The organism is Methylosinus sp. shoA (assembly GCF_059718125.1).
Map to the genome: position 1 here is coordinate 2,027,749 of NZ_AP046091.1, position 21,161 is coordinate 2,048,909.

Annotated in this window: 17 protein-coding genes, 1 tRNA gene, 1 pseudogene and 1 riboswitch; of the genes and pseudogenes, 13 read left to right on the plus strand and 6 right to left on the minus strand. The window is 65.7% G+C overall.

What is annotated here, in order from left to right; genetic code table 11:
• The first annotated feature begins 34 nt into the window (after positions 1 to 34).
• Positions 35 to 1,381, plus strand: coding sequence for a glutamate--tRNA ligase (locus tag AC6IW9_RS09130; protein WP_497771726.1), 1,347 nt, complete (start codon positions 35 to 37; stop codon positions 1,379 to 1,381).
• Between the two features lie 9 nt (positions 1,382 to 1,390).
• Here AC6IW9_RS09130 and AC6IW9_RS09135 read toward each other — a convergent pair whose 3' ends face one another.
• From AC6IW9_RS09135 to nth, 3 genes are all read right to left on the minus strand, one after another.
• Positions 1,391 to 1,735: a hypothetical protein gene (locus tag AC6IW9_RS09135; RefSeq protein ID WP_497771729.1), complete on the minus strand. Its 345-nt coding sequence runs from the start codon at positions 1,733 to 1,735 to the stop codon at positions 1,391 to 1,393.
• A gap of 544 nt (positions 1,736 to 2,279) precedes the next feature.
• Positions 2,280 to 3,779 (minus strand): hypothetical protein, encoded by a 1,500-nt coding sequence (locus AC6IW9_RS09140; RefSeq protein WP_497771731.1) that lies wholly within the window; start codon positions 3,777 to 3,779, stop codon positions 2,280 to 2,282.
• Positions 3,780 to 4,071: 292 nt separating this feature from the next.
• On the minus strand, positions 4,072 to 4,776 hold the full coding sequence (gene nth, locus AC6IW9_RS09145) for an endonuclease III (RefSeq protein WP_497771734.1): 705 nt from the start codon (positions 4,774 to 4,776) through the stop codon (positions 4,072 to 4,074).
• A 44-nt stretch (positions 4,777 to 4,820) separates the two neighbouring features.
• Here nth and AC6IW9_RS09150 point away from each other — a divergent pair, with 44 nt between their 5' ends.
• From AC6IW9_RS09150 to AC6IW9_RS09160, 3 genes are read left to right on the plus strand one after another with little or no spacing between them, the layout of a single operon-like run.
• Positions 4,821 to 5,315 carry a DUF2244 domain-containing protein gene (locus AC6IW9_RS09150; protein WP_497771736.1) on the plus strand — a complete coding sequence of 165 codons (495 nt, stop codon included), beginning with the start codon at positions 4,821 to 4,823 and terminating at the stop codon, positions 5,313 to 5,315.
• 37 nt (positions 5,316 to 5,352) lie between these two features.
• Entirely contained in the window at positions 5,353 to 5,964 is a 612-nt protein-coding gene (locus AC6IW9_RS09155) for a cysteine dioxygenase family protein (protein ID WP_497771739.1), read from the plus strand.
• 10 nt (positions 5,965 to 5,974) lie between these two features.
• The gene (locus tag AC6IW9_RS09160; RefSeq protein ID WP_497771742.1) at positions 5,975 to 6,661 is read left to right on the plus strand and encodes a spore coat biosynthesis protein F; all 687 of its coding nucleotides are present in this window, start codon (positions 5,975 to 5,977) and stop codon (positions 6,659 to 6,661) included.
• A gap of 12 nt (positions 6,662 to 6,673) precedes the next feature.
• On the opposite strand, the gene AC6IW9_RS09165 is transcribed toward AC6IW9_RS09160, so the two are convergent.
• Together AC6IW9_RS09165 and AC6IW9_RS09170 are read right to left on the minus strand one after the other, a co-directional pair.
• The gene (locus AC6IW9_RS09165; RefSeq protein ID WP_497771744.1) at positions 6,674 to 7,012 is read right to left on the minus strand and encodes an integration host factor subunit alpha; all 339 of its coding nucleotides are present in this window, start codon (positions 7,010 to 7,012) and stop codon (positions 6,674 to 6,676) included.
• Between the two features lie 222 nt (positions 7,013 to 7,234).
• Positions 7,235 to 8,059, minus strand: coding sequence for a carbon-nitrogen hydrolase family protein (locus AC6IW9_RS09170; protein WP_497771746.1), 825 nt, complete (start codon positions 8,057 to 8,059; stop codon positions 7,235 to 7,237).
• A 171-nt stretch (positions 8,060 to 8,230) separates the two neighbouring features.
• Here AC6IW9_RS09170 and AC6IW9_RS09175 point away from each other — a divergent pair.
• Positions 8,231 to 8,307: transfer RNA gene (locus tag AC6IW9_RS09175), tRNA-His, on the plus strand.
• A gap of 270 nt (positions 8,308 to 8,577) precedes the next feature.
• Positions 8,578 to 8,783: riboswitch (cobalamin riboswitch) on the plus strand.
• 74 nt (positions 8,784 to 8,857) lie between these two features.
• A pseudogene (locus AC6IW9_RS09180) lies at positions 8,858 to 9,226 on the plus strand (DUF6513 domain-containing protein); the annotation flags it as partial.
• A gap of 17 nt (positions 9,227 to 9,243) precedes the next feature.
• Here AC6IW9_RS09180 and AC6IW9_RS09185 read toward each other — a convergent pair.
• On the minus strand, positions 9,244 to 9,858 hold the full coding sequence (locus tag AC6IW9_RS09185; RefSeq protein WP_497771749.1) for an NADPH-dependent FMN reductase: 615 nt from the start codon (positions 9,856 to 9,858) through the stop codon (positions 9,244 to 9,246).
• Positions 9,859 to 10,046: 188 nt separating this feature from the next.
• Here AC6IW9_RS09185 and AC6IW9_RS09190 point away from each other — a divergent pair, with 188 nt between their 5' ends.
• The 7 genes from AC6IW9_RS09190 to pheA all read left to right on the plus strand — a co-directional run bounded on the left by AC6IW9_RS09190 (position 10,047) and on the right by pheA (position 21,143).
• Positions 10,047 to 11,825: an FAD-dependent oxidoreductase gene (locus AC6IW9_RS09190; RefSeq protein ID WP_497771751.1), complete on the plus strand. Its 1,779-nt coding sequence runs from the start codon at positions 10,047 to 10,049 to the stop codon at positions 11,823 to 11,825.
• A gap of 86 nt (positions 11,826 to 11,911) precedes the next feature.
• Positions 11,912 to 12,838 (plus strand): LysR substrate-binding domain-containing protein, encoded by a 927-nt coding sequence (locus AC6IW9_RS09195; RefSeq protein WP_497771754.1) that lies wholly within the window; start codon positions 11,912 to 11,914, stop codon positions 12,836 to 12,838.
• A 230-nt stretch (positions 12,839 to 13,068) separates the two neighbouring features.
• Positions 13,069 to 15,177: a TonB-dependent receptor family protein gene (locus tag AC6IW9_RS09200; RefSeq protein ID WP_497771756.1), complete on the plus strand. Its 2,109-nt coding sequence runs from the start codon at positions 13,069 to 13,071 to the stop codon at positions 15,175 to 15,177.
• A 112-nt stretch (positions 15,178 to 15,289) separates the two neighbouring features.
• The gene (locus AC6IW9_RS09205; RefSeq protein ID WP_497771760.1) at positions 15,290 to 16,336 is read left to right on the plus strand and encodes a methyltransferase; all 1,047 of its coding nucleotides are present in this window, start codon (positions 15,290 to 15,292) and stop codon (positions 16,334 to 16,336) included.
• A gap of 74 nt (positions 16,337 to 16,410) precedes the next feature.
• Positions 16,411 to 19,182 (plus strand): AMP-binding protein, encoded by a 2,772-nt coding sequence (locus tag AC6IW9_RS09210; RefSeq protein ID WP_497771763.1) that lies wholly within the window; start codon positions 16,411 to 16,413, stop codon positions 19,180 to 19,182.
• Between the two features lie 14 nt (positions 19,183 to 19,196).
• Entirely contained in the window at positions 19,197 to 20,150 is a 954-nt protein-coding gene (locus AC6IW9_RS09215) for an NAD-dependent epimerase/dehydratase family protein (protein WP_497771766.1), read from the plus strand.
• A gap of 30 nt (positions 20,151 to 20,180) precedes the next feature.
• A complete protein-coding gene (pheA, locus tag AC6IW9_RS09220; protein ID WP_497771768.1) occupies positions 20,181 to 21,143 on the plus strand; it encodes a prephenate dehydratase in 963 nt (320 codons plus the stop codon).
• Positions 21,144 to 21,161: the final 18 nt, after the last annotated feature.

Here is a 21,161-nt window from a genome sequence, read left to right on the forward strand (position 1 = left end):
GACGCCCCCCGTCTCCTCCTGCCGAACTATGGCCATGACCGCTCCGATCGTTCGTTTCGCGCCGTCGCCGACGGGCCGCCTTCACATCGGCAATGCGCGGCCGGCGCTGCTCAATTATCTGTATGCGCTCGCCCACAATGGAAGATTCGTGCTGCGTTTCGATGACACCGACGTCGTCCGCTCCAGCGAGGAGTTCGCGCAGGCGATCGAGGTCGACCTCGCCTGGCTCGGCGTCGCGCCGGACCTGACGCTGCGCCAGTCGCAGCGCGTCGGGCTCTACGAGACCGCTGCGGCGGCTCTGCGCCACGCCGGCGCGCTCTATCCCTGTTACGAGACGCCGGAAGAATTGGAGAAGCGCCGCAAGCTGCAGCAGGCGCGCGGCCTGCCGCCGATCTACGACCGCGCCGCATTGCGTCTTTCGCCGCAGGATCGCGCGCGGCTCGAGGCGGAGGGACGCCGGCCGCACTGGCGCTTCCGGCTGGAGCCCGGCGTCGTCGAATGGCGCGATCTCGTGCGCGGGCCTTGCGCGATCGACTGCGCCTCGCTGTCCGATCCGGTGCTGCTGCGCGAGGACGGCAGCTTTCTCTATACGCTTCCCTCGGTGGTGGACGACATCGACCTCGGCATCACTCATGTGATCCGCGGCGAGGACCATGTGACCAATACGGCGGTGCAGATCCGCCTGTTCCAGGCGCTCGCGCCGGGACATCATCCGCCCGTCTTCGCCCATCACAATCTGCTCGTCGGCTCGTCCGGCGAGGCGTTGTCCAAACGCAGCGGCGCCTTGTCGATCGGAGCCTTGCGCGAGGAGGGCTATGAAGCGCTGGCGGTGGCCGCGCTCGCCGTGCTGACCGGCTCCTCGGACAGCGTGCATCCGATCCGCTCGCTCGCCGAACTCGCGAAAGAATTCGACCTCGCGCATCTCTCGCGCAACGCCGCGCGCTTCGATCCCGCCGATCTCGGCCCGCTCACCCACCGCACTCTGGCGCGGCTCGACTATGAGGACGTGCGCGAGCGGCTCGAGGCGCATGAGATCGTCGGCTTCAAGGCCGAGCCGTTTTGGCGCGCGGTGCGCGGCAATCTTCCGGCCTTCGGCGACGTGCTCGACTGGTGGCGGGTGGTCGAGGGCGAGATCGCGCCGGTCCGCGAGGACGCGGAGCTGCTCGCTCAGGCCCTCGCCTCTCTGCCGCGGGAGCCTTGGGACGAGACGACCTGGGGCTCATGGACCGCCGGGCTGAAGGCGAAGACCGGCCGCAAGGGCAAGGCGCTGTTTCACCCGCTGCGGCTGGCGCTGACGGGCGCCGAGACCGGGCCGGAACTGTCGCTGCTGCTGCCGCTGATCGGCCATGCGAGGGCGGCGGCGCGGCTCGCGGGCGGGTAGGCTTCCGCGTCAGAAGCACCTCACCTGCGCCTCGGCCTGGGCGCGGCGCAGATTTTCCAGCGCATCCTTGGCGATGCGGGAGTTGCGGAACATCGAGCCGATCTGGCCGACCTGCTGGTCCATGCTCGCCACCGTCTCGGCCGCCACATAGCGGTCATAAGGCAGGATCGAGGCGATGACGTCGATCGAGCAGGAGCATTGCTCCAGCGCCTGCCGCGTGTCGCCATTGGCCTTCATGCAGCCGAACACATAATCGGCGCGCGCGGCGGTCGGATAATCGTTGAGATCGGCGGCGTCCGCCGGCGCGGCGGCGAGGAGCGCGCAAAGGAGCGGCGCGGCGGCGAAATGGCGCATCGAAGTCTCCCTCCGCCAAGTTCGGGGGAAGGCCGGGGTAGCGCAGGGCGGCGGAGGGCGCAAGCGGAGGATCGGATGAGGTCGCCGCGTGCTTCGGCTCCTTCGGAGCCTCTTCGGCATGAGGAGCCTTCGCCGGATCGCCCTCGGCCTCGCCCGCCGCAGCCTTGCGGCCTGCGGACCGTCCGGCTATATGTCGAAAATGTTGCGAATTATCGACATGTCGCAACGACATGTCGATGCTCGCGACATATCGTTGCGATCTGTCGAAATTTTTGGGATTTCACGCTATGAACTTCCGACCGGATCAGCCTTTCAACGCACTTTCCCTGCTCCCCCCGACGGGCGAAGTGGAAAGCCGGCGGGTCCTGAAAATCTGTATCGAGGCCCGTCGCGAGTTGGACGCTGATACCGATTTCCGCTTCTACTCCGTGGCCCGACGGCTGCTCCTCGGCCCGAGGGCGAGCCCCATATTGGCGCATGCTGCCCGTTGTCGCCCGCCGGATCGGTGCGTTTCGTCGCGGCTGCGGGTGGGGCCGTCGCGCGATCAGGGAAGCAGCTTGGTGAATCCGTAAGGGTTCGAGCCGACCACCGACGGCGCGATGTCCTTGATCTTCGTCGTCGTCGCGGCCGTTCCGAGGCTCGACCAGGGCTCGGAGTCGAAGAAAGACGGCGGATTATCGGCCGAGCGCCTGTCGGCGGCGGAGAAAACGATTCCAGCGCCGACAGCCGTGAAAGAGTTGCTACGATCAAAGCGATCATAGGTCGAATTGATGTCTTTGACCAACTGCAGGGCCCCAGACGAAATATTGTATCTGTATAGTGCGTCATTGCAGAGATGAAGTTCTTCAACGGGCTGGCGGCGACAGCCCGGAATGTCGTACGGCATGGCGCCCGTATAGAGCCACCCGCCCGCGATCGCGCCGCGGTCCATGATGAGCAGTTCTTTTCCCTTGATGATGAACGGGATTCTTTTCGTACCCGTCTTCGTGCCGTCGGTGACGAACAGACTCATGCCGCGATTATCTTGCCGGCCGAAAACAACGTTGGGCACGACGAAATAGGCTTTCGTCCCATAGGCCATGATGCGTTCGTCCAAGTAAGTTCTGTTCCAGGCGTCGTATCTTGGAAAACTTGTCAACCGAACCGTGCCGGCGCTCGTCCCATCGCTCGCCCACAGCTCCGCTCCATTGACCGGGTCGGTTGCGGGGAAGATCAACCTGCCGCCGGCGACGATCGGATTGGTCGTCAGCATATCTTCCATGCTGCTCGTCTGACCCGGGTAGATCGCCTTGAGCAGGCGTTTGCCCGCATTCGTGCCGTCGGTCGTCCACAACTCCACGCCGTGCGTTCTGGTCCAATTGGCGAAGAGCAGGTGATTCCCGATCTGCGTCTCCCAACCCACGCAGCATGATGATAGTGGGTTGGGATCGAGCGAGTAGTCGAACGCGCGGACAAGGCGGGAGCCGGCGATCTTATAGGCCGACGCGGTGGCTCCGGCGAAATAAGCCGTCACATAATCCGCGCCGTTGAATCTGAAAACACGCCCGAATCGTCGATTCTCGGCGCTCCCGACGACCTTTGTCGACGCGGATGTGCCGCGGCTGGAGTAGAGGAATTGTGTCCCCTCGATCTGCACCGTGAGATAAGCCGTCGAACCGCTTTTCTGGCAGCCGACAATAGCGGATTCGAACGGCGCCCGCCAATTGTCCAGTTTACCTTTCGAATCGACGAATGAAATATAATATTGAGGTGTCTGGTCGAAGGTAGCCCAGCAAATCGCGACCCTCCCCGGCAGCGCCAGTAATTTCACGATGCCTATCGGCGAGGCCGGAAGCGGAATTCGCTTCGTTCCGGCTGAGGTGCCATCCGTTATGTAAGGTTGATATCCGACGCCGGTGCTGTTGTCCGCGAGAAAGACGACCTTTGCATTCGCGGGAAGAGCCTGTGCTTTTGCGCTCTCGGCCCAGCAAAATCGGGGAAGCAACGCCGTCACGCAGCTCGTCACGAGATAGAGGATCGCGAATCCGATTCGTGTGCGGAACATGGCCGACTCCTGAAAATCATAGCGCTGCGCGATTCTGAATAAACCAGAGCTCGGTCGAGAAGCTAACGCCCGAGCGTGGCCAAAGCAATACTCCCGGCGCGCCTTGCAGGGCGATCGGGTGAAGGCTCCCTCATGCCGAGGAGGCTCCGAAGGAGCCGTCTCGAAGCACGCGGGAACCTTGCATTCCGCGATCTGGAACTCGCCCCCGTGCTTCGAGACGCCCGCTTCGCGGGCTCCTCAGCATGAGGGCGAGGACTGTGGTCCTTCACCCGATCGCCCCGGCGCGGCCTCCTCAAATCGTCTTGCCCGAAAAACGGCAGAGGTCGGCGATGATGCAGCGTTCGCATTCGGGCCGGCGCGCCTTGCAGACATAGCGGCCGTGCAGGATGAGCCAGTGATGGGCGTGAAGCTTGAAGCGCTCCGGCACGATCTTCTCGAGCCCCGCCTCCACCTGCTCCACCGTCTTGCCTTCGGCGAGCGGCAGCCGGTTCGACACGCGGAAAATATGCGTGTCGACGGCGATGACCGGCACGTGGAAGGCGATGTTCAGCACCACATTGGCGGTCTTGCGGCCGACGCCCGGCAGCGCCTCCAGCGCCTCGCGGTCGCAAGGAACCTCGCCGCCGTGCGTTTCGATGAGCTGCCGGCTCAGAGCGATGACATTCTTCGCCTTGGTCGGATAGAGGCCGATGGTCTTTATATACTCTTTCAGCCCCGTCTCGCCGAGCGCGACCATCTTCTGCGGCGTGTCGACGACCTGGAACAAGGCGCGCGTCGCCTTGTTGACGCCGACGTCGGTCGCTTGCGCCGAGAGCACGACGGCGACGAGCAGAGTATAGATATTCACATGTTCGAGCTCGCCTTCGGGATGCGGATCGGCCGCCTCGAGGCGCGAGAATATCTCGACGATTCGCGCGGCCTCCCGACTGCGCGGCGACGTCTTCGGCCGCGACGATATCCGCCGCGGCTCGGCGGGCGCGCTCTTTCCGTTCGGCATGGATGCGTTATAACTCGACGATCAGCAGAACGAAAGGCGTGGACGTGACCGAGGCGCCCGCGACGAACGCGATCTATCGCACGCGGCTGACGCCGTATCGCTCGATGACGCCCGGCGCGTTCAGGCGCTTCATCGTGCTGTTCGGCGCGGGGACCTTCGCTCTCTCGCTGCCATTCTACGTGATGGGCGCTTGGCCCGTGGTCGGCTTCATGGGGCTCGACGTGCTGGCGCTCTACATCGCCTTCCGCGTGAGCTTCTATTCGGCGCGCGCCTTCGAGACGCTCGACCTCTCGCCCTTCGAGCTGCGCTTCGTGAAGACCGCGGCCAATGGCGGGCGCGCCGAATGGCGCTTCGACACTTATTGGGTGCGGCTCGAGCAGGAAGTCCATGAAGAGTTCGGCACGCAGCGCGTGATATTGGTCGCGCGCGACGAGCGCGTCGAGATCGGCGCCTTTCTCGGTCCCGACCAGAAGGCCGAGCTGGCCCAGGATCTGACCAAGGCGCTCGCCGTCGCCAAGCGCGGGCCCATTTTCGGGTGAAAAGCTCTGGCGCATTGCTTGCATTTCATCGCGCGTCATGACCAGCGCAGCGATCGAGGCCACAGAGCCGACGAGAGTCCCGGTTCCACCCGCTCTGAAGCGGTTCATCTGGGACATTCAATCCATGGTCGAGCTCGCCGACAGCGAGCGCGAAATTCTTCTCATCGGCCGCGATCTGATGACGCGGCTCGTTTCGAGCGACGACTGGCTGCCGCAGGTTTTCGCCGCCGCGCCGGCCGGGCAGGCGCGGCAATTTCAGCTCTATAGCGACGGCATGGCGCGTTTCGCCGTCGTCGCCTCGGTCCTTTCGGGCGGCGCGTTGCTCTGCGTCGAGCAGCCGGGAGTCTGGGAGATCGTCGGCGCGCTGCGCGGTAGCCTCGCGCGCGGCGTCGCGGAGGGAGCGCCGCGCGCGCTCCCGCGGGGAGCCGTCGAGGCCTGTCGCTCGGCGAGCGAAGCCGCCGTCCGCCTCGCGGATGCAGCGGCCGGCGATGTCGCGATCGCCATCCATGTCTATGGCGGAGAGATCGGCGGCCTCCTGCGCCGGCCGGTCGCGGCCGATGGAGAGGCGGGCGAGCCCATGGGCTACGCCAATGCCGAGAACGCTCCGCCCTACGACATTTTCACCATTCAGACGGAAATCCGCGATTGAGGCGGCGCCGATGAACGTTCTCGCCGTGGTTTCCGCCGCCATGATCCGGGACGGCCGCGAGACCGGCGCTCTGGCGCCCCTCGCCGGCGAGCCGCTGCTCGACCTCCTGCTGGCGCGAGTCTCGCGCGCCGACAAGCTGACCGGCATAACGGTCACGATCGGCGACGAGGGGGAGGACGAGCCGATCCGCGCCTTTTGCGCCGCGCGCGGCGTCGTCTGCGAGACGGGCGGGCGCGACGATCTCATCGGCCGCCTGCTCGCGGCCCTGCGCGCCGCCGGCGCGCAGGGCGGGGTGCTGATCGACGCGCGCAATCCCTTGATCGATCCGGCGCTGGTGAACCACGTCGCCGAGCTTCTGCAACTGACCGACGGAATGCTCGACTGGATCGGCAATACGCTCGCGCCGACCTATCCTCGCGGCATGGAGATCGACGGCTTCACTCTTGCCGCGCTCGCCGAGGCCGAGGCGCGCTGCGGCGAGCCCGAGCAGCGCCGCCGCGGGCCGGCCTTCCTGCGCGAGAACAGCCGCATCTATCGCCCGCTCAGCCTGAAGGCGCCGCCGGAGGCGGCGCGTCCAGAGGCGCGGCTCGACGTCGAGAGCCTCGACGACCTGCCGCGGATCGAGGCGATCGTCCGGCGCTTCGAAGGCCGGACGGATTTTACCCTGGCCGAGCTGCTCGCCGCGGCCGACGCCTGAGGCGCGCGGCGCTCAATCGGCCTCTTCGAGATGGGCGGTCGACTGTCCGTTGACCTGCGCGATCAGCACAGGCGAGGCCTTGAACGTCAAGACCTTGCGCGAGCAGATCGGCGCCTCGACGCCGGTCTTGGGATTGCGGCCGACGCGCTCTCGCTTGGCGCGCACGTTGAAGCTGCCGAAAGAGCGCAGCTTCACCGGCTCGCCGCGGACCAGCGCGTCGCTGATCTCCTCGAAAGTAGCGTCGAGTATCTGGCGGGCTTCGGCGCGCGACAGCGTCGGGCAACAACTGTAGACGGCCTCACGCAGGGCGGCCCGCGTCAAAGTGTGCCCTGGCTCGATTTTCTTGGTCATGCTATCGGTGCGGGCGCAAACGTGCCCGCCTCGCGGTTTTTCGGACGCGACGCCATGATTTTTGCTCCCCCCGCTGCCGGCGCACATTTTCGGCGCCCATCCTGTTTCGGATTGTAAGCAGACCAATATTTTAGCCATAATTTGCCGATGCGCGCAAGAGCGTGCGGGAATTCCGCTGGCGGCTCCGCCAGTTATGCGTCTTCGGGGGAAGGGGAGAAGGCGTCAGGCCGGCAGCGCGACCTTGTGGGTCGCCACGGGGATCATCGCTCTCACCTTGCGGATGCGCTCGGGGTCGATTCGCGTCGAGACGATGCCGACGCCGTCCGACGCGCGGGCGACGACATGGCCCCAGGGATCGGCGACGAGCGAATGGCCATAGCTGACGCGTGTCTCATGGCGGGTCTTGTGGGCGCCGGTCTGGTCGGGAGCGACGATATAGGTCTGGCTCTCGATCGCCCGGGCGCGCAGCAGCACCTCCCAATGATCCTTGCCGGTGACCATCGTGAAGGCGGAGGGAAGAGCGATGAGGTCCGCGCCTTTTTCGGCGAGTTTCTGGAACAAATAGGGGAAGCGCAGATCGTAGCAGATGGCGCAGCCGATGGTGAGCCCCTCGCAATCATAGGTGACGACGGCGTCGCCCGGCTTGAAGGCGGCGCTCTCGCGATATTGCGCGCCGTCCGGCGCGGTGATGTCGAACATATGGATCTTGCGGTAGCGGGCGACCTCCTCGCCGCGCCGGTCGAAGGCGACCGTGGTGTTGTGGAGGCGCTCCTCGCCCTCGACCTTTTCGAGAATGGAGCCGGCGTGAATGAAGACGCCGTGGCGGCGGGCGAGCTCGCTGCACAGCGAATAGGCGGGCCCACCCGGCAGCGTTTCGGCGGCGGCCGCCTTGTCGGCGCGGTTGCCGCCGATGAAGTCGAACACCTCCGGCAGGCAGATCCAGTCGGGCCGCTCCTCGCGGACGGCCTGCTCGATCAGCGCGCTCGCGGCAGTGAGATTGGCGGCCTTGTCGCTGACGGAGTTCATCTGGATCAAAGTGATTTTCATCGGCGGGCGGTCCTCGCGGGGCCGCGGGCGAGAGGCATGCGGCGCGCCCCATGTTAAGCAGAGATTCGGACATCGGCCAAGGCGAGGCGGCGCCGCCCGGATTTCGCGCGCCGTGGCGATATTCGCATTGCAAAGAAGCGGCGATGCTTCTAGTTTCCCGCCCGCTGACGGGCCGCCATAGCTCAGTTGGTTAGAGCACCAGATTGTGGATCTGGGGGTCCCCCGTTCGAGCCGGGGTGGCGGTACCATACAACTCACTGAAAAACCGAAATGTTTTGAAACCTCGGCGGGGCCGGTCATGGCCCTGAAAGGGAACAAGACATCTCAAAGTCCCGGAATGGGCGCATAGGGTCCCGGAAAATTCCCGGAACGTGTTCACATGCCGTTCCTGTGCCAGCTCGCGAACTGGATAGCGCCGCTCTATCGTTCCAGGATGGGATCATCGCCCAGGCTGGAGCCGACGCCGTCGAGCAAGGCGCGTGATCGTGCCGGGTGCTCGACAAGCGCCCACCAAATCGAAAGAATGCAATCGTCGTGGTTCTCCGGCCCATTGCGGGCCGGAGCCGAGAGGGAGTTCGGTGAGCCTCCGGGCCGATGCCGAAGCTGCCCCCGCAACTGTGAGCGGCAAGTCGATTATGCGCCACTGGAGCCACGAGGCTCCGGGAAGGCCGGACCGGGACGACGACCCGCGAGCCGGGAGACCTGCCGCGACAACATCGAAGTCCTCGGGCGGGGTGTCCCAGGGGGATCGCTTGCGGCCGCCGGGCGTTTGCGCTCCGGGGCGTCCTCGCATGCGACCGGCGCAGGGATGCGCCGATCCTGATGGGGATCGACAATGTCACCGAGCTGACGGACGCCGACACGACCGGCGTCAATGCGCTGCCGATGGGGCTCGTGTCCGAACTCCACGTCACGGCCGTTCTCGCGGTGCAGGTGAGTCCACACTGCCGGACGGCGATCCGTGAATTCGACCGGGCGCGCCGCGAATATTACGCGGCGCGCGAGGCGAAAGCGCTGCCCCAGGGCTTCGGCGGCGGACTGATGGCGCTGCGAGACCGCAAGCCTAATGCGACGACTCCAGAGGACATTGCGACACTGGCCGCGCAGGTGCGTGATCCGGACTATCGCATCGAGGTCGCCGAGGACGGCGTCCATGTCATGGAGAAGCCTGATTTCGCCATGTCTTACCGTATGAGCGACAAAAACTCACGCCAGGGGATCGCGGCGTGCTCTCCCGCCTTGTCGATCGCGGCGCGATGGAGCGACTTCAACAGCAGCTCCAGGGACGAGCGCGTCCGCGCATCGACAAATCGAAGAGCGCCGAGCTCGTCGACCGCCAGCCGCTCGTGCGCGCGCTGGATGCAGACTTCTGGCGCCGGCACCACGAAGCCACCGAGATCGCGCAGAATGCGCGCGAGCTCCGCCATGCCGCGATGACCGCCATGGCCCTGGCTCGCCACCGCGAGCGCCGAGACCTTGCCCAACAGAGCCGCCGCGCCGAGCGGACGAGAGGCCCAGTCGACGAGATTCTTCAGCACGCCCGGAACCGAATGGTTGAACTCGGGAAAGACCCAGAAGACCGCGTCCGCCTCCATGATCTCCCGGCGCAGCGAACGCACCGCCGGCGGCGGCTCGTCATGGTCCAGATCCTCATTGTAATGCGGCAGATCGGCAAGATGTTCGTAGACGGCGATCTTCATTCCGCGGGGCGCGAGCGCCTGCAGGCTTTCTGCGATCTTTCGGTTGTAGGACGCCCTTCTCAGCGAGCCCGGAATAGCGAGAACACGAATCTCCGACATGAGCGATCCCCTCACGGCCATTCTCCGTAGCGGCCGTTCCAGCCGCGCGAGAATAACGTTCCTCGCGAGGATGATCGCGAGGCCATGATGGAACGCTGCGTTCCGCAGCATGCCTCTTTCGATGCGAGCCGAACGGCGCATAATCTACTTTAACAATCGGCATTATAGATTTATATAGGAGCGCGACCATGACCGATGATGCGGCGCGGGGCGGCCGGAGCGAGGAAGCGGATGTCCTGATCGTCGGGGCCGGGCCGGTCGGATGCGCGAGCGCGCTGCAGCTCGGCCGGCTGGGCCATCGAGTCGCGCTGTTCGAGCGCCGCGACAGCCTGTCCCGGCATCCCAAAGCGGGCGGCATCCACGCCCGCACCATGGAGATTTTCCGCCGATGGGGCGTCGCCGGCCGCATACGCGAGGCGAGCCGCGGCGTGCTGCCGCCGGGCGCGCGGACATCGGGCTTCGCGTGGATGACGCGCCTCGCCGGCATCGAGCTCGGGCGGATCGACTTCGGCAGCGCCGCGGACATCGAATTGTGGAGCGCGCTGTCGCCGGAAGGCCCCTGCTTCTGCGGCCAGGACCTCTACGAGCCGATCCTGTTCTCGCAGATCGAGGCGCATCCGAATGTGCGCGCCGAATTCGGCAAGCGCGCCCAATTCCTCGCGCAGACCGACGAGAGCGTGTTCGTCGACGTGCTCGACGAGACGACCGGCCGCCGCGAGACGACCGTCCGCGCGCGCTATCTGATCGCCGCCGACGGCGTCCGCAGCCCGACGCGACTGGCGCTCGGCGTCGGCGAGAGCGGGTCGGGCGCCTTCGGCAATTCGATCAATGTGCAGTTCCGCGCCGATCTCGAAAGGCATCGCGCCGGGCGCCATTACGGCCTGTTTTGGGTCGTCAACGCCGAGACGCAGGGAGCCCTCGGCTGGCGGCGACAGACCAACCGCTGGTCCTATAATTTCGAGGCCGCGCCGGACGAGGACCCGCAGAGCTATACGCCCGAGCGGTGCCGCGACATCATCCGGCTCGCCGTCGGCGACCCGGAGGCGGAGCTCGAGATCACGAGCATCCTGCATTGGAAGCACGACCAGGCCGTCACAGACCGCTGGCGCATCGGCCGCGTGTTCTTCGTCGGCGACTCCGCCCATCGTTTTCCGCCGCACGGCGGCTTCGGCATGAACTCCGGCGTGCAGGACAGCGTCAATCTCGTCTGGAAGCTCGATCTCGCGCTGCGCGGCCGGGCCGACGACGCGTTGCTCGACACCTATGAGGCCGAGCGCAAGCCGGTCGCAGAGTTCAACGGCGCGCAATGCCTCGAGAACACACGACGGATGGAGGAGACCGGATGGCTGCTCCGCAATCCGGAGATCCTCGCCGACATCGAGAAGGACACGCCGGCAGGACGCGCGCTGCGCGCCAAGATCGCCGAGTCGATTCCGCGTCAGCGCGAACAATTCTACTCTCAGGGACAGCAATTCGGAACGATCTATCGCTCCGGCGCGGTGATCCCCGACGGCACGGAGCCCGAGCGATCGACGGTGAGCGACTATCGCGCCACCGCCCATCCGGGCGCGCGCGCGCCGCATCTGTGGCTCCGCGACTCGGAGGGGCGGGAGCTTTCCACCATCGATCTCTTCTACGACGGATTCGTTCTCGTCACGGGTCCGAAAGGAGAAGCATGGATTTCCGCGGCGCGGCGCGCTGCGGAGACGGAGAGCCTGCGGCTTCGCGCCTATCGCATCGGAGAGGGCGGCGACTTCGTCGAGCGCGCGGATCAACCGACAATGACGCAGATCTATGGGATCGACGCCGACGGCGCGGCGCTCGTGCGGCCCGACGGGCATGTCGCATTCCGCTCGCGTCGGGCGCCGGCCGATCCCGCGAACGCCCTGCTCCACGCCTTGCGCAGATTCGCGCGCGGTTCCTTTTCGATCTCCGCCGACTCGGAGCGCACGCCCTTGTCCGCCTAGCGCGCCGGCGAAAGGCGCGCCTTGATTGCGGTGAGATGTCGTGACAGCCTGTCGCGGTCGAGACGAACCGATCAGGAATCGTCGCATTGTCCGCGCTCAATCTGAGAGACATCGAGGATCTGTCCGATTTTCTGCTGTTCGCCGCGATCGTCGAGCAGGGCGGCATCGCCGGCGCCAGCCGAAGTCTCGGCATACCGAAGAGCCGGCTGAGCCGCCGGCTGGCCGATCTCGAAGACCGCTTCGCGGTGCAGCTCATCCATCGCACGTCGCGACGTTTCGTCGTGACCGAGCTCGGACAGTCGTTCTACGAACGCTGCAAGGAGACATTGGAGAGCTCGCAGGCGACACGGGCCTTCATCACACAGGCGCAGGCGCGGCCCAAAGGCCTGCTGCGCGTCGCGGCGCCCGCGCCTCTCACCAATTACTGGCTGGCGCCGCTCCTGCCGAAATTCCTCACGCGCAATCCGGAGATCGCGCTCGAGCTCGACGCGCGAAACTGGTCGATCGACATGATCGGCGACCGCATCGATCTCGCGATACGCATCCGCCCGACGCCGCTCGACGATTCCGATCTGATCATGCGGCGTCTCGGCGTCAGCCGCAATGTCCTCGTCGCGTCGCCCTCTTTCCTCGCCGCCGAGCAGCCGCGCTCGCCGGAGGACCTGCGGCGCCTTCCTCTACTCTCGGTGCCTGCGACGCAAAGGCAGTTGACTTGGCGGCTGCGGCGGCGCGACGGAGTCGTCCAGGAGCTCGCCGTGTCGCCGCGCCTCGTCACCTTCGAGCTCGCGGTGCTGCGCGCCGCCGCCGAAGCAGGAGTGGGGATCGCACTGCTTCCCGCTCATTTCTGCAAAGAGCAGATCGAGAACGGCGCGCTCGTGACGATCCTCGAGGATTGGTGCGGACCGACCAATGACATCCACGTCGCTTATCTCTCGCGCAAGGGTCTTTCCGCGAGCGCACGCGCGTTTCTCGATTTCCTCGTGGAAGAATTGCCTCGCGGCGATCAGAACTGAGCCGTCCGCGAGATTCGACGCGATACGCCGCGACGCGCGCCCCTCCTCGCGACTCGGAACGCAGCGTTCCACACGGCGCAGGTGACATCACGCTGCGTCACACATATCCTACTTAATATATCTAATTTGTAGCAGTCGGTGTTCCGATTGCGCGTCCATGCCGGGGAGTCTGGTCAATGGCGTCCAAAAGATCGCGTATGCATGCGCACGCATTGGGTGGAGGAGCCTCGTTGCTGATCATTGCGCTCGCAACGGCCGCTTTCGCGGAAGACGTCGTGCTTCCCGATGTGCAGGTCCGCGCCAAGCAGCGCACCGAGAGGCAGAAAGCGGAAGCGGAGGCCGAAAAAACACCGGGCGGCGTCAATTTCGTCACATCGGAGGAGATCGAGCGCGGCCGCGCGGGAAATCCCGCGGACATTCTCTCGCGTGAGGCCGGCGTGTTCGCGCAATCGACATCCGGCGGCGAAGCGATACGCCTTTCCATCCGTGGCTCGGGCATTCAACGCAGCCCTCTCAATTATCTCGCCGGCCTCTCCATTCTGCTCGACGGAATCCCGATCACGACGTCCACGGGCGTGCCTTGGGAGCTCGTCGAGCCGCTCGCGGCCGATCACGTCTCCATCTTCCGCGGCGCGAACGCCTTCGAGCGCGGCGCGCTGACGTTGGGCGGCGCGATCGACTACGTCTCGCACACGGGATACGACTCCAAGCCGTTTCAGGCGCGTGTCGAATCCGGCAGCTTCGGCTTTTGGCGCGGCCAGGTCAGCTCCGGACAGGTGATCGGCCCGCTCGACTATTATGTGAGCGCGACCGGATTCAAGCAGGACGGCTTTCGCGCGCAGTCGCAGGCGAGCAGCGTCCGTCTCGTCGCCAATGTCGGCTACAAGGTCACGCCGGACCTCGACACGCGCTTCTACTTCCGTTTCGCGCACGAATATTTCCAGGTCCCCAACACTCTGACATGGGCCCAGCTGCAGGCGGATCCGAGGCAGGCCGCCTTCGCCGCGCAAGCCAATCGCTGGTACAAGGTCATCCCGTCGTCGGTGTTCGTCGCGAACAAGACCAGGCTGCGCATCGACGACTCCTCCTCGGCGCAATTCGATTTCTCCTACAAGCGATTCCCTCAGAGCGGCGCCGGCGGCCCCTTCGTGCGATGGGAGGCGAGCGACATCAGCGCGTCGCTGCGATATTTCCGCGACGACGATATCGAGGGGCACAAGAGCGCGACGACTCTCGCGGCCCTGTCGTCGACGGCGCTCGATCCCAATCTGAAGCTCGAAGGCTGGACCGGCTTCTTCGTGAAGAACCAGCTCCTCAACTATGTGAACTTCTCGGGCGCGGATGTCGTGGTCTTCGGTCACAATGATTTCGAGGTGACGCCGGAGCTCTGGCTCACGACCGGATTCGCTCTCAATTACTCGCCGCGCACGAGCGAGTACATCTATCCGGTTTACGACAAGCTCACCAAAGACTATTTCAGCTACGCCCCGCGCGTCGGCGCGCGCTACTATCTCACGCCGGACGTGCAGCTGTTCGCCAATGTGAGCCGCTCGGTGGAGCCGCCGACCAACTGGTCCTTTCCGAGAATTCTGCTTCCGGCGCCGCTGCTCGGGAACCAGAACCTGGATCTGCAGACCGCATGGACGACCGAGGGCGGAGTGAAAGGCAAGTTCTCGGCGTTCAAATGGGATGTCGCCTATTATCATTCCTGGGTGAACAACGAGTTCCTCAGCGTATTGCTGCCTGGCACGGCGCTGACCACGACAACCAATGCTAGCAAGACGCGGCATCAAGGCGTCGAGCTCACTCTCGACACGCTCCTGTGGCGATCGGTCGCGCCCGGCGCGGCCGTCCAGCCGAGCGAGGCGCCCGGGACCGCTCTTCTCAATTCCACGCTCGCCGAGCCGGACCAGCAAATCTCGCTGCGCCAAGCATATACCTGGAACGATTTCCACTATGCGAACGATCCGCTCTACGGGACCAACCGCCTGCCGAGCATTCCTCTGCATTTCTACAAGGCCGAGCTCGAATATCGGCATCCGATCGGCTTCTACGCAGGCGTGAACGTCGAATCGAGCATGGTCTCTTATCCCATCGATTATGCGAACAGTTTCTATTCCCGGCCCTACGCGATCATCGGAGCAAGGATCGGCTATATTCGTCCGAAGGAAGAGGACGAAGCCTTTCAATGGGAGGCCTATCTCGAAGGCCGGAATCTCGCGAATGTGAAATATGCGGCTGTGGTCAATCCGATCTTCAACGCGAGCGGCCGCGACGCGGCGGTGTTCTACCCGGGCGACGGCGCCGCGATTTATGGAGGCGTGACCGTACGTTATTGACGCGAAACCTCGCGCCGGCCGCCCGGCGCGAGGTTTCTTTTTGCGCGGCCGTGAGAGCGGCCGACACGACGACTTACGACTTCTCTGACGTTTTTTCATGGGAGCCATCCCGATGAGCCTTTTGGAAACGACGATCGAGACCGCGCCGCTCGGGCGGCCTCCGCAAGCGCTCATGTTCGAGCTGATCATCGGCAAATGGGTGTCGCAGGCGATTTATGCCGCCGCGGAGATCGGCGTCGCCGACGCGCTCGACCTCGGCGAGCAAAGCGTCGAGGAGCTGGCGAAGGCTGTCGAGGCCGACGCCGACTCGCTCTACCGCCTGCTCCGCGGATTGAGCAGCGTCGGAATTTTCCAGGAAGACAGTGAACGGCGGTTTCGCAACACGCCGCTGAGCGAGACGCTGCGCCGCGGAAAGCCGGGTTCGATCCGCGGCTTCGCCCGGCTGATGGGCATGGAGATGGCGTGGAAGGCGTGGGGCGAACTCGTCTACAGCGTGAAGACGGGCCGTCCGGCGTTCGACCATGTCGCCGGCCGATCGGCCTTCGAGTATATAGGCGACCGTCCCGATCAGGCCGAGATCGTCAACGAAGCGATGACGAGCCTCAGCGAAATGGCGTCGCGAGCGGTCGTCGAGGCTTATGATTTTTCCGACGCCCGCGTGATCGTCGATGTCGGCGGCGGACATGGGCTGCTGCTCGCGACTATTCTGTGCGCGCACCCCCGCGCGAGAGGCGTGCTCTACGAGCTGCCGCACGCCGTGGAGGGCGCGACGCGGCTGTTCGCCGAGCGGGGCCTCGCCGATCGTGTCGATGTGATCGCGGGCGACGCGCTCGAGAGCGTTGTTCCGGGCGGCGACGTCTATCTGATGAAGCACATCCTTCACGACTGGGACGACGAGCGGTCGCTGCGCTTTCTCCGCAATTGCGCCGCCGTCCTGCCGGCCGACGGCAAGCTTCTCGTCATCGAGGCGGTTCTCACGCCGCCCGGCGCGCCGCATTTCGCCAAGCTGCTCGATCTCGAGATGCTCATCATGAGCGCCGGCGGCCGCGAGCGCACGCTCGAGGACTACCGCCGCCTCTATGCGGCCGCGGGTCTCGAGCTCACGAGCGAACATCCGACGAGCGGGCCGCACAGCGTCATAGAAGGCGTGAGGCGCTAAAGCGCCTCACTCGCGGCATTCGCACTCGGGACATTCGATTTTTCTTTCTTTCATCCAATCGTCGAGGTGATTCGATGACAGTCACTCTGCCGGTCTCGTCCGTTCCGGAGATCGAGCGGCGCCACGGGCGTCCCTCCACTCTCGCTCAGCTTCTCCTGCGCGCCGCCGAATGGCGCCCGTGCGCGGGGCTGCGCCTCCTCTCCGCCGATGTCGACGAAGAGCCGAGCGCCAAATCCTATTCGGCGCTGCTGGACGAAGCCCGGAGCATAGTCGGCGGGCTGCGTGCGCGCGGCCGCGCGCCGGGCGGAAGGATCCTTCTCGTCCTGGAGCGCGCCGAGGACTTCGTCCCGGCCTTCTGGGCGAGTGTGCTCGGCGGCTATGTCCCCTGTCCGGTGACGCCGATCAGAAACGATCCGCAGCGCTGGGCCGCCCATCTCGCTTATCTCGACGCGCTGCTCGGCCATCCCCTCGCGATCGTCGCGCGCGCAGGCGACGCCCCCGGCGTCGAATTCGTCACGCTCGACGCGCTGCGCGTGGCCGCACGCGACGACTTTACCCATCACGCCGAGCCGGAGGACGTCGCGCTGCTCGTGCCGACCTCCGGCTCGACGGGCGCCGCCAAGGCGGTCGCGCTCACTCATGGCAATCTTCTCGCCTCGCTTCCAGCGAAGGTGGAGCGCCAAGCTCTCACGGCCGCGGACGTAACATTCAATTGGATATCCTTCGATCATGTCGCCGCGCTGATCGAGACGCATCTTCTGCCGACCTATGTCGGCGCGACGCAATTCCACGTGGAGTCGGCGCCGATCATCGCCGATCCGCTCGCCTTTCTGCGGGCGATCGATCGGCGCCGCGTGACGATGACCTTCACGCCGAATTTTCTCCTGGGGCAGATCGTCGCCGGGCTCGAGACCGGGCGCGGCGCGACGCGTTTCGATCTCTCTTCGGTGAAGCGCATCATTTCCGGCGGCGAGGCGGTGGTCGTCGAGACGGGACGCAAATTCCTCTCGCTGCTCGCTCCTCACGGCCTCGCGCCGACGGCCTTGTGGCCGGCCTTCGGCATGACGGAGACGTGCGCAGGCAGCGTCTACTCGCGCGAGTTCCCCGACGCCGATCGGGGACGCGAGTTCGCTTCCCTCGGCCGGCCCGTCGACGGACTGCTGATTCGAATTGTCGACGAGCGCGAGGCGCCGCTCCTGGAGGGCGAGGCGGGAGAGTTGCAGTTGCGCGGGCCGATGGTGTTTTCCGGCTATTTCGGCAATGAGGAGGCGACGCGCGCCGCCTTCACCGCCGACGGCTGGTTGCGCACCGGCGATCTCGGACGCATGGAGGACGGCCGCCTTTCTCTCGCCGGGCGCAGCAAGGATAGCATCATCGTCAATGGCGTGAATTATTTCAGCCATGAGCTCGAGACGGTCCTCGAGCGGCTGGGCGGGGTGCGGCGCTCCTTCGTCGCCGCTTTTCCAACTCGACCGAAAGGCGCCGACACGGAGCAGCTCGTCGTCGCCTTCACGCCCTCCTTTCCGCTCGCGAACGAAGCGGAGCTGCATCGCCTGATCATCGCCATCCGCAACGAGACGATCCTCTCGTGGGGCTTCCGGCCAGCGGAGATCCTGCCCTTGCCCGAGGACGCCTTTCCCAAGACGAGCCTCGGCAAGATCCAGCGCTCGCTCCTGCGCAAGCGTCTCGAAGCCGGCGAGCTCGACGCGCATCGCGCCTATGCCGCCGGCGTCGCCGAACGGCAGCTCGGCGGCTTTTCGCCCGTGCGAGGGCCGATCGAAACGATCATCGCCGGAATCTACGCCGAGATGTTCGGCGTCGCGCCGGCGGCGATCAGCGCCACGGCGAGCTTCTTCGATCTCGGCGGCACGTCGCTCGACATTCTGAAGCTCAAGCGCAATCTCGACAAGCGTCTCGACATGGGCGAGATCGCCATCGTCACGATTCTGCAGAATCCGACCGTGCGCCTTCTCGCGGCGCGCATCGCAGCCGGCGACGGCCCGCGCGCGGCCTATGATCCGATCGTTCCGCTGCAGCTCACCGGATCGAAGACGCCGTTGTTCTGCGTGCATCCGGGCGTCGGCGAGGTGCTCGTCTTCGTCAATCTCGCGAAATATTTCGTCAACGAGCGCCCCTTCTACGCGCTTCGGGCGCGCGGCTTCGACGAAGGCGAGACCTATTTCGAAAGCTTCGAGGAGATGGTCTCCATCTATGTCGCGGCGATCCGCGAGCGGCAGCCGCACGGCCCTTACGCGGTGGCGGGCTATTCCTATGGCGCCGCGGTCGCCTTCGAGATCGCCAAGCGCCTCGAGGCGCAGGGCGAGCGCGTCGATTTCGTCGGCAGCTTCAATTTGCCGCCACATATCAAATATCGGATGGACGAGCTCGATCCGATCGAAGGCGCGGTCAATCTCGCCTTCTTCCTCTCGTTGATCGACAAGACGCAGGCCGCCGATCTGCCGGCGCAATTGCGCGAGAGCGCGCCGAACGAATTCTGCGCGCGGCTGATCGCCCTCGCGCCGCCCGAGCGATTGACGGAACTCGCTCTCGATCTCGAGAAATTCACCGCATGGGCGGGGCTCGCGCAATCGCTGATCGCGCTCGGCCGTACTTACGTTCCGTCGGGAAAGGTCGAGCGGCTGAGCGTGTTCTACGCCATTCCGCTGCGCGGAACAAAGGAGAGATGGCTGAACGAGGAGCTGCGGCGCTGGGACGATTTCGCCCGCGCCGAGAACCGTTACATCGACGTGGACGGCGAGCATTACACGCTGATGGGTCCGAAGCATGTCGGCGCCTTTCAGGCGGTCTTGCGCGCGGAGCTCGACCGCGCGCTCGGCGGAAAATGAACGCTCGCATCGAAATGAAAGGGTTCGTCATGGCCGAGGATTTCGCAGGCAAGAAGATACTCGTCACCGGAGCGACCGGACAGGTCGCGCGGCCGATCGCCGAGGCGCTCGCGGCGGACAACGAGGTCTGGGCGCTCGGACGTTTCGGCGCGCCGGGCGTCGAGGAGGCGCTGCAGGCCAAGGGACTGCGCACATGGCGCTGGAACATGGGCCGTGACGGCCTGAGCGGATTGCCCGACGACTTCACGCACGTGCTGCATTCCGCCGTGGACCGCGGCGAGGACGGCGACTTCGACCGCGCGATCGAGATCAACGCCGTCGCCGCCGGCCAGATCATGACCCATGCGCGCAACGCGGAGGCGTTCATCTATGTCTCGACCGGATCGCTCTATGCGCGCCGCACTTTGGATCATCTCTACAAGGAGACTGATCCGCTGGACGGCGTCGCGCAATGGATGCCGGCCTATCCGATCGTCAAGATCTCCTCCGAAGGCGTCGTGCGCGCCTACGCCGCGACGCTCGGCCTGCCGACGGTGATCGCGCGGCTCAATGTCGCCTATGGTCCCTATGGTCACGGCGGCGTGCCGGTGCTGCTCTATCGCCAATTGCTCGCCGGCAAGGCGATTCCGGTTCCGCGCCGCGGACAGAACTGGGCGTCGTTGATCCATACCGACGATCTCGCGCGGCAGGTCCCGCTGCTCTGGAAGGTTGCGACCTCTCCGGCGCTGATCGTCAATTGGGGCGGCGACGAGGCCGTCGGCATTTGCGACTGCCTCGAATATATCGCCGAGATCACCGGCGTCGAGGCGCGCTTCGAGCAGAGCGAGGTGACGAGAGAGACCTATGCCTTCGATAACTCCAAGAGGCGCGCGCTGATCGGCGATTGCGAGGTGCATTGGAAGGACGGCGTCCGCCGCACGATCGAAGCGCATTTCCCGGGCGCGGTGAAGATCGGCGCGCCCGCATGATTCTCCCGCTCCCGATCGAGGAGGCCGCGCATGTCCGCCGAATTGGAGAGTCTTCGAGCCATTCGTGAATCGTCGCGTCGCGACGAACGCCCGCGGCGCTACGCCTATCTCGGACCCGAAGCGACCTTCACCGAGGCGGCCTTGCGCTCCCTCCCGGAAGCGGCGGAGGCCGAGCGCATTCCCTTTCCGACTGTCGCGGCGGCGCTCGGCGCCGTTCGCGACGGCGCGGTCGAAGCGGCGATGGCGCCGCTCGAGAATTCCGTCGAAGGCCCGGTCCCCGCGACTCTGGCCGAGCTCGTCGCGAACGATCTCCATATCGTCGCGGAGACTCACGTGCGCGTCGAATTCGCGCTGGTCGCCGCGTCCGGAGCGCGTCTCGACGATGTGCGGACCGTGCTCAGCCACCCGCACGCTTTGGCGCAATGCGGCCGCTGGCTGCGCCAATGGCTGCCGAATGTGCGGCTGGAGACCGCCTCCTCCACCGCCGCCGCGGCGCGAAGCGTGGCCGAGGCGGGCGCGGGGTCCGGGCTCGCGGCGATCGCCGCGCCGCTCGCCGCCGAGCGCTACCGGCTCGAGGCGCTCGCCGTCGACATCGGCGATCGCGGCGACGCCATCACGCGCTTCGTGCTGCTGCGCCGTCCCGGTCCGCCGGCGCCGCGCTCCGGCGCCGACCGCACGTCGATCCTCGCCATGGCCGATCGGGATCATCCCGGATGGCTGCGTGACGTGCTCGATTCATTCGCGAGCCGCGGCGTTCCGGTGACGCGCATCGATCCGCGGCCGAGCGGCGGCGGCCTCGGACGCTATCACTTCCTGATCGACTGCGAGGGCCATGTGTTCGACCGCCCGGTCGAGGACGCGCTGAAGGGCGTCGAGCGGAACGGCGCCGCGGTCCGATTTCTCGGCAGCTATCCGCGCGGCGCCTGGCCGTTGCCGCGGGCCTGCGTCGATCGGCGGGCGAGACTGTCGCGCGCCGCGCCATCCGCCCGCTGAGCGGACGGCGCCTCGCCG